Genomic DNA, 12,332 nt, shown 5'->3' on the forward strand with positions numbered 1-12,332 from the left:
CACGCCAACACCAGGCGCACCCGCCCGCATCAGGGCGTCGGTCCCGCCAAGTCGATCGACGCCGCCACCCGGCACGCGATGTCCTCCGCGTACGTCGCGTCCGAGCGGTCGAAGGGGCGGCGCGACGGCCCGCGCAGGAACGTCACCACGCCGAGCGTCCGCCCGCGGCTGCGCAGCACCGTGGCGAGGGCGTGCACGGTGCCCTCGGGCCACTTGCGCGCGGCGGCCCAGGTCTCGGTGCAGTCCGAGGCCGCGCGGACGGAGCCGCAGCGCTCGACGGCCTGCAGGGCGGGGTGCCCGTCCGGATACGGCACCGGCAGTCCGCCGCGGCCCATGGCCGGGCAGGGCCCCGGGGTGCCGGCCGGCGTGGCGGTGGCTCTGACCAGCCGGACCGGGGGCTCGGGAGCCGGGCGCGCTTCGGGGAGCAGGTCGATCAGGGCGTGGTCGGCGAAGCCCGCGAGGGCGAAGTCCATGTAGAGGGAGGCCGCTTCCATGGGGTCCTCGCACTCGGCGACGGCCCGGCCGGCCCGATGCAGCTGGCTCGCGCGAAAGCGCAGCCGGGCGCTGTCCTGTTCGGTGAGCCGGGCGGCCGTGACGTCCAGGAACAGCCAGGCGACCCCCAGCGGCACCGGCTCCTCGGCGAGCGGCGACGCCAGCCGCAGGAAGCCGCTGCGCCAGCAGCGGCGCTCCGGCGGGGTGCCGCCCTGGTCGCGCAGGGTCACCCACAGGTCGGTGGGGGCGGGCGGGGCGCCCGCCGCGAGGACGTGCTGGAGGGCGCCTTCGACCTCCTCCACCCCCTGGTCGAGCAGCTCGCCGAGCGGCCGGCCGAGGAGGGCGGTACGGCCGGTGCGCAGGGCGCGCGCGGCGTGGGCGTTGGCGAGGGCCGGGCGCAGGTCGGCGTCGACGAGCACGACGCCCCAGGACGCGTCCCCGAAGAGGGCCTCGCTGAGCGCGATGGAGCGCTCCAGGTCGATCTGCGTGTGCACTTCGCTGAACGCGCAGTAGACCCCGGCGGGCCGGTCGCCCGCGCCGGGCAGGGCCGACAGCTGGGTGCGCACCAGCACCCGTCCGCCGTCCTTGGTGAGCAGCGCGAACTCGTGCACGTGGCGGCCGGGCGACGCCATGGCCGCGTCCAGCCGGGCCGCGACCTCCGCGGCGTCGGCGGGCCGCACCGCCCAGCCGGCCAGCCCCTGCCGACCGACGGCCTCGGCCGCCGTCCAGCCCAGTATCCGTTCGGCCTCGCGGTTCCAGTGGGTGACCGTGCCCTCGGCGTCGAAGGCGCACAGCGCGGTGTCCATGCCGTCGAGGAGCGCCGCGAGGAGGCCGGAGTCGTCGCTGTCGGCGGCTTCCACCGAACCGGGCGCGGCGGCCGGGCGGGCCGGGCCTGACGTGTGTGGTGCGGTCACGAGGTACCCCCAGCTGGACGCGTCTGCATGTCCTGCACGACGGGTCATTCAACTCGACCGTGATGGGCACCACACCGTCTTCGGGGAAATCGTTGCCCACCGGAAATTCGGTTGTCGCTCACCCGCACGCTTCCTAGGGTGGTGAGCACACGAGAAGGGAGGTGGTTCGGGACATGATTTCTTTCCGGACGCGTGAGGTGACTGCGGGCTAGCGCCCGTCGTCGCGCCAAGCGCAACGCCGGGGCCTCGCAGCTGCAGCTGAGGGGATCCGCCGGCCAATCCCGAGCAGTCACCCGATCCGTGGGCCGCCGAGTCGTCCGCTCGGCACCGCCGCGCCGCAGGGCGCGGCGGTAGCCGGCCCACGGATCGTCTGCTTCACCGCCTTACGGGGCGAGCCGCTCCACCCGCCAGCCCGCCTCTCCCCCACGCACCTCGCGCACGTACCGCAGCCGGTCGTGCAGCCGGTTCTCGCGGCCCTGCCAGAACTCCACGCTCTCCGCGGTCACGCGATATCCGCCCCAGCCCGTCGGCACGGGCACCGGCTCCCCCTCGGGATAGCGGGCCAGCAGCCGCTCGTACGCGGCGTCGATCTCCTCCCGCGACGCGACGACAGCCGACTGCGCGCTCGCCCACGCGCCCAGCTGCGAGCCGCGCGGCCGCGAGTGGAAGTAGACGGCCGTCTCCGAGGGGTCCACGCGCTCGGCCCGGCCGGCGACGATGACCTGACGGCCGATCGGGTGCCAGGGGAAGAGCAGCGAGACGTGCGGATTGCCCGCCAGGTCCGCGGCCTTGCGCGAGCCGTAGTTGGTGTAGAAGACGAAGCCCCGCTGGTCGTAGCCCTTGAGCAGCACGGTCCGCGAGCCGGGCCGGCCCTCGGCGTCGACCGTGGAGACGACCATGGCGTTGGGCTCCCGCAGCCCCGCCGCGAACACCTGCGCGAACCAGATCGCGAACTGCTCGTACGGATCGGGGGCGAGGTCCCGTTCCAGGAGGCCCTCGGAGCGGTACTGCTCGCGCATGGCGGCGGCGTCCAGCGCACCGCCGTGGAATTCGGGGGCGGGGAACTCGTCGGCGTGGGTCACGCGGCCCATCCTGTCAGCAAAGGCCCGCGAAACGCCCAGGGTCAGCAGATCAGCCTGCCCTCAACCGGCCCTCCGTAACCCTCCCGTGGGCAAAACCCCCACTGTGCCGGACATCACCTTTCGCCGCATGTGGCGAACCCCCCAAAATCGCAGGGCGGGAAGCTGTGGTACCCGCACATCACCGGCTATCGTTTCCGGCCGGAATCCGGAACGAGCCCGCCCGTCAGGGGTCCGGGCGCGGAACCGGGTGAAGACCCCTCCGCACGGGGCATGACCCGGATGACCGGTGACGGACCACGAGTCGCACCGAGCAGCCGCGCCCGACCGGGCCCGGCGCCCCAGCTGTCGCACACATCATGAGGAGCCGCCTGATGTCCGACTTCGTACCCGGACTCGAAGGAGTCGTCGCGTTCGAGACGGAGATCGCCGAACCCGACAAGGAAGGCGGCTCCCTCCGCTACCGAGGCGTCGACATCGAGGACCTGGTCGGCCAGGTGTCCTTCGGCAACGTCTGGGGCCTGCTGGTCGACGGCTCGTTCAACCCCGGTCTGCCGCCCGCCGAGCCGTTCCCGATCCCCGTCCACTCGGGGGACATCCGCGTCGACGTCCAGTCCGCGCTCGCGATGCTCGCCCCCGTGTGGGGCCTGAAGCCCCTCCTCGACATCGACGAGGCCACGGCCCGCGACAACCTGGCCCGCGCCGCCGTGATGGCCCTGTCCTACGTCGCCCAGTCGGCGCGCGGCCAGGGCCTGCCGATGGTCCCGCAGCGCGAGATCGACAAGGCGGAGACCGTGGTCGAGCGCTTCATGAAGCGCTGGCGCGGCGAGCCCGACCCCAAGCACGTCAAGGCCGTCGACGCCTACTGGACGTCCGCCGCCGAGCACGGCATGAACGCCTCCACCTTCACGGCCCGCGTCATCGCCTCGACGGGCGCCGACGTGGCCGCGGCGCTCTCGGGCGCGGTCGGCGCCATGTCCGGCCCGCTGCACGGCGGCGCGCCCTCCCGCGTCCTCGGCATGATCGAGGAGATCGAGCGCACGGGCGACGCCACGGCCTACGTCAAGCAGGCCCTGGACCGCGGCGAGCGCCTCATGGGCTTCGGCCACCGCGTGTACCGCGCGGAGGACCCGCGCGCCCGCGTCCTGCGCCGCACGGCCCGCGAGCTGGCCGCACCGCGCTACGAGGTCGCCGAGGCCCTGGAGAAGGCGGCCCTGGAGGAGCTCCACAACCGCCGCCCCGACCGGGTCCTCGCCACGAACGTCGAGTTCTGGGCGGCCATCGTCCTGGACTTCGCGGAGGTCCCGGCGCACATGTTCACGTCGATGTTCACCTGTGCCCGCACGGCGGGCTGGAGCGCGCACATCCTGGAGCAGAAGCGCACGGGCCGCCTGGTCCGCCCCTCCGCCCGCTACGTGGGCCCGGGCCCGCGCGACCCGCGCGAGGTCGACGGCTTCGCGGACATCACGGGCACGGCGGCGGTAGCGGGCTGACGCCGCCCCCTGACCGGCGAAGGCAGTTGCGCGAACCCGCGCAACTGCCCGCACAGCCGTACGCCCCCGGGACCCGGGGCCGTACCGAACGGGGCGGCGGCCTCACAGCAGATCGCTGAGGACGCCCGTCCAGTGCCGGACCACACGGTCGCGGCGGGCGGTGTCGTCCGTCAGGAGGTGGGCAAGGCCCAGGCCCCGGCACATGTCGAGGAAGCCCTGGACCGTTTCGCGCACGCCCGCGCGGCGTTCGTCCGCGCCGAGGAGCTCCAGCGCCATCCGGTGGACCTCCCGGCCGACCCGCGCCTCCAGTTCGGTGACCCGGGCCCGTAGCGCGGCGTCGTTGGCGGCGGCGACCCACAGCTGCAGGGCGGCGCGGAACAGCGGCCCCGTGTACAGGTCCACGAGCTGGACGACGGCCAGGTACGTACGGGCCGGGCCGATGATCAGCTGCACCTGGGGCAGCAGGCCGCGCACGGCGGCCGACCGCTGTTCGGCCACGTACTCCACCGCGGCCGTGAACAGGTCCTCCCGGGTGCGGAAGTGGTGCTGGGCGGCCCCCCGCGAGACGCCCGCGCGCTCGGCGACGACGGAGACGGTCGAACCGGCCCAGCCGTGCTCGGCGAGGCAGGCGATCGCCGCTTCGAGGAGCCGTCGGCGCGTGGCGCGGCTGCGGTCCTGCTTGGGCAGGCTCAGCGCGTCCATTCCGGCTCCCTGCGCTCGAGGAAGGCGGTCATGCCCTCGCGGGCCTCGGCGGAGCCGAAGAGCCGGGCGGACAGCTCGGTCAGCCGGGCCGTATCGCGGTCGAAGACCCGCCGCACGTCCGCCGTGACCAGGGCCTTGGACTCGGCGAGCCCCTGGGGCGAGCCGCGCCGCAGCCCGTCCAGAACCGGCCCCAGATCTTCCTCCCCCGCGGTGACCAGCCCGATCCGTACGGCCTCCGCCGCCCCGAACCGCTCTCCGGTCAGGTAATAACGAGCCGCCGCCCGCGCGTCGAGGCGCGGCAGCAGCGGCAGGGATATGACGGCGGGCGCGAGCCCCAGCCGGGCCTCGGTGAAGGCGAAGGACGACGCCTCCCCCGCCACGGAGATGTCACAGGACCCCAGCAGCCCCAGCCCGCCGGCGCGCACGTGGCCGTTCACCCGGGCCACCACCGGCTTGGGCAGCTCCACCACCGCGCGCATCAGCCGTACGAGGGCCTGCGGGCCGTCCGTGCCCGTCTCCCTCAGATCGGCGCCCGAACAGAAGGTGTTGCCGGCATGGGTCAGCAGGACGGCACGCGTACCGGCGTCCTCCGCAGCCTCCGCCAGGCCCTCCAGCAGCTCGGCGACCAGCCGGGACGACAGGGCGTTGCGGTTGTGCGGGGAGTCCAGGGTCAGCGTGGTGACGCCTTGCTCCGAGGAGCGGTGGACCAGTTTCATCTAAGCCGCCTTTCTCAGTACGACTTGGGCAGGCCGAGCGTGTGGTGCGACACGTAGTTGAGGATCATCTCCCGGCTGACCGGGGCGATCCGCGCCACCCTCGACGCCGTGAGCAGCTGGGCGAGCCCGTACTCGGAGGCGAGGCCGTTGCCGCCGAGGGTGTGCACGGCCTGGTCGACGGCGCGGACGGCGGCTTCGGCGGCGGCGTACTTGGCCATGTTGGCCGCCTCGCCCGCCCCCATGTCATCGCCCGAATCGTAGAGATGGGCCGCCTTCAGCATCATCAGCCGGGCGAGCTCGACCTCGATGTGCGACTGGGCGAGCGGGTGCGCGACGGCCTGGTGCGCGCCGATGGGCTCGCGCCACACCGTCCGCGTGCGGGCGTAGTCGACGGCCCGGCCCAGGGCGTAGCGCCCCATGCCGATGGCGAAGGCGGCGGTCATGATGCGCTCGGGGTTGAGGCCGGCGAAGAGCTGCAGCAGGCCGGCGTCCTCGTCGCCGACCAGGGCATCGGAGGGCAGCCGCACGTCGTCGAGGACGAGCTCGAACTGCTTCTCCGGAGCGGCGAGTTCCATCGGTATGGGAGTCCTCGTGAACCCAGGAGCGTCCCGGTCCACGATGAACAGGCACGGCTTGAGCTTCCCCGTCCGCAAGTCCTCCGTACGGCCCACGATCAGTGTCGCGTCGGCGACGTCCACGCCCGAGATGAAGACCTTGCGGCCGTTGAGCACCCAGTCCCCGCCGGAGCGGCGGGCCGTCGTCGTGATGCGGTGCGAGTTCGATCCGGCCTCGGGCTCGGTGATGCCGAACGCCATCTTCGTCGTCCCGGCGGCGATGCCGGGCAGCCAGTGCCGCTTCTGCTCCTCCGTGCCGAAGCGGGCGATCACCGTGCCGCAGATGGCGGGCGAGACGACCATGAGCAGCAGCGGGCAGCCCGCGGCGCCGAGCTCCTCCAGGACGACGGCGAGCTCGACCATGCCGCGGCCGCCGCCCCCGTACGCCTCCGGGAGGTTGACGCCCAGGTAGCCGAGCTTGCCGGCTTCCGCCCACAGCTCGTCGGTGTGCTTGCCGTCGCGGACGGCCGCGGTGACGTACTCCCGCCCGTAGCGGCTGCCGAGAGCGGCGACGGCGGCACGCAGATCCTGATGTTCCCGGGTCTCTACGAAGCTCATGACAACGGCTCCTTCGGCTCCTCGGTGACGACGGCGAGCAGGGCGCCGACCTCGACCTGGCGGCCGGGGGCGGCGTGCAGGGCGGTGAGCGTGCCGGCGGACGGAGCGACGATGCGGTGCTCCATCTTCATGGCCTCCAGCCAGAGCAGGGGCTGCCCTTCCTCGACCACGCACCCCTCGGCGACCCCGTCCGCGAGGCGGACCACCGTGCCGGGCATGGGGGCCAGCAGAGAGCCCGGCGCCGTGGGCATGGCGCCGGGGTCGGGGAAGCGGGGCAGGGGGGTGAACGTATGGGCGCCGGACGGTGCGTCCACGAAGACCCGGTCGTCGTAAGCGCTCACGTCGTAGGCCGTACGGAGCCCGTCCGCCTCCAGGACCACGTGGCTGCGGTCCGCCGCGACCAGCCGGATGCCGGTGGCGCCTTGAGCCTCCAGGCCGTGCCGGGTGAGGCGGTAGCGCACGGTGTACGAGGTGCCATCCGGCTCGGAGCGATATCGCTTCTCCTGAGGCTGGGAGGGAAGATTACGCCAGCCGCCGAAGCGGGAGCGGCCTTGTGCGTCCGCGACGGCCGCGGCGAGGGCGGCGATTGCGGCGCCGCCGGCGCGCGGGGCGGTCAGTTCGGCCAAGTGCCGCTCATAGAAGGAGGTATCCATACGCCCGGCGGCGAATTCCTCGTGACGGAGGGACCGTACGAGGAGGTCGCGGTTGGTGACGGGCCCGTGGATACGGGCGCGCTCCAGCGCGTGCGCCAGTAGGCGGATCGCCTCCTGGCGGGTGGGCGCCCAGGCGATCACCTTCGCCAGCAGCGGGTCGTAGTACGGGGTGACCGTGTCGCCCGTGGCGACGCCCGCGTCGACGCGGAGGTATCCCGCGCCTCCGGCGCGGTCTTCGGCCCACCCACCCACCCATTGAGGCAGGGCGTGTTGACGTGGTTGGGGGTTGTCGGAGCGAGAGACGTCGTCGGCATGAGAGCCGTGGGGATGAGATGCCGCCGAGCCATGGATGCCGGAACGAGGAGCGCCGGGACGCGAGGCGCCTGAGCCGGGAGCACCAGAACGCGAGGCAGCTGAGCCGGGGGCGGCGGCTGGAGGAGAAGTGAGCGGGCCACTGGCACCGGCAGAACGCGGGACGGGGACGGCTGCCGTTGGTGGCGTGCGGCGGGAGGGGGTGGGGGCGCAGGGGTGGGGGTCCGGGGCGCTGACGTGTATTTGCGGGCCCGATGAGGACGAGGGCTCCACCACGTCGCCGCGAGCGGGCCCGTAAATATACGGCCCCGGACCCCCACCCCGGAGCCCCCGCCACCGGCACCCCCACGCACCCACCGACAGCTCCCGCACAACACCCGTCTGCGGCCGCCACCCCGCCCCCGGGTCCTCCGCGTACAACCTCGCCTCCACCGCATGCCCGGACGGCACCGGCGGCGCAGCGCCCAGCGCCGCCCCCTCCGCCACCCGGATCTGCAGTGCCACCAGGTCCAGCCCGTACACCGCCTCCGTCACCGGATGCTCCACCTGCAGACGCGTGTTCATCTCCAGGAAGAACGCCCGCCCGTCCTTCACCAGGAACTCCACCGTCCCGGCCCCCACGTACCCGATGGCCCGCGCCGCAGCCGCCGCAGCCTCGCCGAGCACCCCCCGCAGCTCTTCCGGGAGCCCCGGCGCCGGCGCCTCCTCGATCACCTTCTGGTGCCGCCGCTGCAGCGAGCAGTCGCGCGTCCCCAGGACCCACACGCCCCCGTGCGCGTCGGCGAGGACCTGCACTTCCACATGCCGCCCGCCCTCCACGTACGGCTCGACGAAGACTTCGTCGTCGCCGAAGGCGGCCATGGCCTCCGCCCGCGCGGAGGCGAGCTCGGACTCCAGCAGGGCGGGGTCCCGTACGACGCGCATCCCCCGCCCGCCCCCGCCCGCCGCGGCCTTGAGGATCAACGGCGGCTCCCCGGCGGATGCCGTCGGCGCGGACGCCGCCGACGCGGACGCCGCCAGCACCGGCACCCCCGCCTCCGACATGATCCGCTTGGCGCGCGTCTTCGAGGCCATCGCCTCGATCACCGGGGGCGGCGGCCCGACCCACACCAGCCCCGCCCGCTCCACGTCCCGCGCGAACTCCGCGCTCTCGGAGAGGAACCCGTACCCCGGATGCACGGCATCCGCGCCCGCGGCGAGCGCGGCCCGCACCACCGCGTCCCCCCGCAGGTACGTGTCCGAGGCGGCAACCCCGGGCAGCCGCACCCCCGCATCGGCCTCCCGTACGTGCAACGCGCCGGCGTCAGCGTCCGAGTACACGGCGACGGTACGAATGCCCAGCTCCCGGCACGTGCGGAAGACCCGGCACGCGATCTCGCCCCGGTTGGCGACCAGCAGTGACCCGATCACTCGGCCATCACCCTCCCCATCCCCTCACCCTCACCTCACATCCGAAAGACCCCGAACCCACCCCGCACGCCCTCCACCGGCACCGTATGAATCGCCGACAGGCACACCCCCAGCACGGTCCGCGTGTCCCGCGGGTCGATGACGCCGTCGTCGTAGAGCCGCCCGGAGAGGAACACGGGCAGGGACTCGGACTCGATCTGCTGCTCGACCATGACGCGCAGCGCGGCGTCGGCTTCTTCGTCGTACGCCAGCCCCTTCGCCTCGGCCGAAGCGCGGGCGACGATCGACAGGACCCCCGCGAGCTGCTGCGGCCCCATGACGGCGGACTTGGCGCTGGGCCACGCGAACAGGAACCGGGGGTCGAAGGCCCGCCCGCACATGCCGTAGTGCCCGGCCCCGTAGGAGGCGCCCATGAGCACCGACAGATGAGGCACCCTGGAGTTCGCCACCGCATTGATCATCATCGCGCCGTGTTTGATGATGCCGCCCTGCTCGTAGGCCTGCCCGACCATGTATCCGGTTGTGTTGTGCAGAAAGACGAGCGGCACGTCGCGCTGATTGGCCAACTGGATGAACTGCGCGGCCTTCTGCGACTCCTCGCTGAAGAGAACACCCTGCGCATTGGCGAGGACCCCCACGGGATACCCGTGGATACCGGCCCACCCGGCAACCAGACTGCTCCCGTACCGCGCCTTGAACTCGTCGAAGTCCGACCCGTCCACCACACGGGCGATGACTTCGCGAGGATCGAAGGGCACCTTCAGATCACCCGGCACGATGCCGAGAAGTTCCTCCTCGTTATACAGAGGCGGCTCTGCGCCCCCCGGATCGGGCTGCGCTTTGCGCCAGTTGAGCCGCGCAACCACACGCCGCGCCGAACGCAGCGCATCGAGCTCGTCGACGGCGAAGTAGTCGGCGAGACCGGACACGCGCGCGTGCATCTCCGCACCGCCCAGGGCCTCGTCGTCGCTCTCCTCCCCCGTGGCCATCTTCACGAGCGGCGGCCCGCCGAGGAAGACCTTCGAGCGCCCCTCAACCATGATCACGTGGTCGGACAGGCCGGGGACGTACGCGCCTCCGGCCGTCGAATTGCCGAACACCACCGCCACCGTGGGAATGCCGGCGGCGGACAGCCGCGTCAGGTCCCGGAACAGCCCGCCCCCCGGGATGAAGATCTCCTTCTGGCTCGGCAGGTCGGCGCCGCCGGACTCGACGAGCGAGACGACCGGCAGCCGGTTGGCGAACGCGATCTCGTTCGCCCGCAGGGCCTTCTTCAGGGTCCAGGGGTTGCTGGCCCCGCCCCGCAGGGTCGGGTCGTTGGCCGTGATGAGGCACTCGACGCCCTCGATCACTCCGATGCCGGTGACGAGGGAGGCGCCCACCGTGTAGTCGCTCCCCCACCCGGCCAGCGGGGAGAGCTCCAGGAAGGGCGTGTCCGGGTCGATCAGCAGCTCCACCCGCTCGCGGGCGAGGAGCTTGCCCCGCGCCCGGTGCCGGGTGACGTACTTCTCCCCGCCTCCGGCCAGGGCGCGCGCGTGCTCCGCCGCGATCGCGTCGAGCCGCTCCAGCATCGCCGTGCGGTGGGCGGCGTACTCCGCGCCCGACGTGTCGAGCCGGGACGTCAGCACCGTCACAGCAGCACCTCCGGTATGTCCATGTGCCGGGAGCGCAGCCACTCGCCCAGGGCCTTGGCCTGCGGGTCGAAGCGGGCCTGGGAGGCGACGCCGGCGCCGAGGAGCCCGCCGACGGTGAAGTTGAGGGCGCGCAGGCCCGGATAGACGTGGCGGGTGACGGGGAGCCGGGCGGTCTCCGGCAGGAGCCGGCGGAACCGCGCTCCGGTGAGCTCGTGGGCCAGCCAGCGCCACGCCTCGTCCGTGCGCACCCACACGCCCACGTTGGCCGAGCCGCCCTTGTCGCCGCTGCGCGCCCCGGCGACGAGCCCGAGCGGCGCGCGCCGGACGGGCCCGCGCGGCAGCGGCTCGGGCAGGACGGGGGGCTCGGGCGGGGGCTCCCCCTCGGCGGCCGCGGGTACGGCGGGCACCCGCAGCCGCGTCCCGTCCGGCAGCACCGCCGTGTGCCGGACGGCGTACGCGTCGACCGACGCGGCCTCGAACACGCCGTACGGGGACCCGCGGCCCGGCGGCGCGGTGACGTGGAAGCCGGGGCAGCTGGCCAGGGCCAGCTCGACGGCGGCGCCGCTGACGGCGCGGCCGACCGCCTCGGGGTCGGGGTCGCGCACGACGAGCCGCAGCAGGGCGCTCGCCTCCTCCTGCACCTCCGCGTCGGCGTGGTCCGTGCGCGCGAGCGTCCACCGGACCTCGGCGGGCGGGCGCTTGCCCAGCGCGTCCTCCATCTGCTCCCGCACGAGGGCGGCCTTGGCCTCCACGTCGAGGCCCGTCAGCACGAACACGACCTCGTTGCGCCACCCGCCCACGCGCGTGAGCCCCACCTTGAGCGTGGCCGGCGGGGCCTCGCCCCGCACGCCACTGATCCGTACGCGGTCCGGGCCGTCCTGCGCCAGCCGGACGGTGTCCAGGCGGGCGGTCACGTCGGGGCCCAGGTAGCGCGGGCCGCCCGTCTCGTACAGGAGCTGGGCCGTGACCGTGCCCACAGTGACGGCGCCGCCCGTACCGGGGTGCTTGGTGATGACGGCCGAGCCGTCGGCGTGGATCTCCGCGATCGGGAAGCCGGGGCGGCGGACGTCGTGCTCGGTGAAGAAGGAGTAGTTACCGCCCGTGGCCTGCGTGCCGCACTCCAGGACGTGCCCGGCGACGACCGCGCCGGCCAGCCGGTCCAGGTCGTCGGCGAGCCAGCCGAAGTGGGCGGCGGCGGGGCCCGTGACCAGCGCGGCGTCGGTGACGCGGCCGGTGACGACGATGTCCGCGCCCGCGCGCAGGCAGGCGGCGATGCCCGCGCCGCCGAGGTAGGCGTTGGCCGTGAGGACGTCCGGGCCCCACTCCCGCTCCTGCAGCAGGTCGTCGCCCTCGACGTGGGCGACGCGGACGTCGGCGCCGACGCGGCGGGCGAGGGCGCGGATCTCACGGGCCAGGCCGCCGGGATTGAGTCCGCCCGCATTGGCGACGATCTTCACGCCGCGGTCGGCGGCGAGGCCGAGGCTCTCCTCGAGCTGGCGGAGGAAGGTCCCGGCGTAGCCGCGGGCGGGGTCCTTCAGGCGGTCGCGGCCGAGGATGAGCATGGTCAGCTCGGCCAGGTAGTCGCCGGTGAGGACGTCGAGGGGGCCGCCGGTCAGCATCTCGCGGAGGGCGCCGAAGCGGTCGCCGTAGAAGCCGGAGGCGTTGCCGATCCGCAGCGGACGTAAGGGTTCGGGGTCTGTCACTGTGTGCCGCTCCCTCGGGAGTTCGTCAGGACGGAGAGAGCGTGACAGCGCC

9 protein-coding genes are annotated in these 12,332 nt (G+C 73.6%); 1 reads left to right on the forward strand and 8 read right to left on the reverse strand.

Going from position 1 to position 12,332, the window contains the following annotated elements; genetic code table 11:
* Positions 1-29: 29 nt before the first annotated feature.
* A complete protein-coding gene (locus ACFPP6_RS12845; protein ID WP_382040531.1) occupies positions 30-1,454 on the reverse strand; it encodes a PAS domain-containing protein in 1,425 nt (474 codons plus the stop codon).
* 335 nt (positions 1,455-1,789) lie between these two features.
* A complete protein-coding gene (gene pdxH / locus ACFPP6_RS12850) occupies positions 1,790-2,497 on the reverse strand; it encodes a pyridoxamine 5'-phosphate oxidase (protein ID WP_382040533.1) in 708 nt (235 codons plus the stop codon).
* A gap of 362 nt (positions 2,498-2,859) precedes the next feature.
* Here pdxH and ACFPP6_RS12855 point away from each other — a divergent pair, with 362 nt between their 5' ends.
* Positions 2,860-3,978, forward strand: a complete 1,119-nt coding sequence (locus ACFPP6_RS12855; protein WP_382040536.1) for a citrate synthase 2 — start codon at positions 2,860-2,862, stop codon at positions 3,976-3,978.
* A gap of 102 nt (positions 3,979-4,080) precedes the next feature.
* On the opposite strand, the gene ACFPP6_RS12860 is transcribed toward ACFPP6_RS12855, so the two are convergent.
* Genes ACFPP6_RS12860 through ACFPP6_RS12885 form a run of 6 tightly spaced genes read right to left on the reverse strand, consistent with a single transcriptional unit; the run spans position 4,081 to position 12,280 of the window.
* A complete protein-coding gene (locus tag ACFPP6_RS12860) occupies positions 4,081-4,680 on the reverse strand; it encodes a TetR/AcrR family transcriptional regulator (RefSeq protein ID WP_382040539.1) in 600 nt (199 codons plus the stop codon).
* Complete coding sequence (locus ACFPP6_RS12865) at positions 4,668-5,396, reverse strand: enoyl-CoA hydratase family protein (protein ID WP_382040541.1); 729 nt, start codon at positions 5,394-5,396, stop codon at positions 4,668-4,670. Before ACFPP6_RS12865 ends, ACFPP6_RS12860 begins: the two co-directional genes overlap by 13 nt.
* A 14-nt stretch (positions 5,397-5,410) precedes the next feature.
* Positions 5,411-6,568 (reverse strand): acyl-CoA dehydrogenase family protein, encoded by a 1,158-nt coding sequence (locus tag ACFPP6_RS12870; RefSeq protein WP_382040544.1) that lies wholly within the window; start codon positions 6,566-6,568, stop codon positions 5,411-5,413.
* Positions 6,565-8,943 (reverse strand): ATP-binding protein, encoded by a 2,379-nt coding sequence (locus tag ACFPP6_RS12875; RefSeq protein WP_382040547.1) that lies wholly within the window; start codon positions 8,941-8,943, stop codon positions 6,565-6,567. The genes ACFPP6_RS12870 and ACFPP6_RS12875 overlap by 4 nt, the downstream gene beginning before the upstream one ends.
* 35 nt (positions 8,944-8,978) lie before the next feature.
* Positions 8,979-10,577 (reverse strand): acyl-CoA carboxylase subunit beta, encoded by a 1,599-nt coding sequence (locus tag ACFPP6_RS12880; protein ID WP_382040550.1) that lies wholly within the window; start codon positions 10,575-10,577, stop codon positions 8,979-8,981.
* On the reverse strand, positions 10,574-12,280 hold the full coding sequence (locus ACFPP6_RS12885) for an acyclic terpene utilization AtuA family protein (protein WP_382040553.1): 1,707 nt from the start codon (positions 12,278-12,280) through the stop codon (positions 10,574-10,576). The genes ACFPP6_RS12880 and ACFPP6_RS12885 overlap by 4 nt, the downstream gene beginning before the upstream one ends.
* Positions 12,281-12,332 lie beyond the last annotated feature (52 nt).

Source organism: Streptomyces aureoversilis (assembly GCF_042657885.1).
GTDB lineage: Bacteria > Actinomycetota > Actinomycetes > Streptomycetales > Streptomycetaceae > Streptomyces > Streptomyces aureoversilis.

Coding starts and splice junctions, on each gene's coding strand:
- ACFPP6_RS12845 (WP_382040531.1), bottom strand. CDS start 1,454: ATGACCCGTCGTGCAGGACATGCAGACGCGTCCAGCTGGGGGTACCTC.
- pdxH (WP_382040533.1), bottom strand. CDS start 2,497: ATGGGCCGCGTGACCCACGCCGACGAGTTCCCCGCCCCCGAATTCCAC.
- ACFPP6_RS12855 (WP_382040536.1), top strand. CDS start 2,860: ATGTCCGACTTCGTACCCGGACTCGAAGGAGTCGTCGCGTTCGAGACG.
- ACFPP6_RS12860 (WP_382040539.1), bottom strand. CDS start 4,680: ATGGACGCGCTGAGCCTGCCCAAGCAGGACCGCAGCCGCGCCACGCGC.
- ACFPP6_RS12865 (WP_382040541.1), bottom strand. CDS start 5,396: ATGAAACTGGTCCACCGCTCCTCGGAGCAAGGCGTCACCACGCTGACC.
- ACFPP6_RS12870 (WP_382040544.1), bottom strand. CDS start 6,568: ATGAGCTTCGTAGAGACCCGGGAACATCAGGATCTGCGTGCCGCCGTC.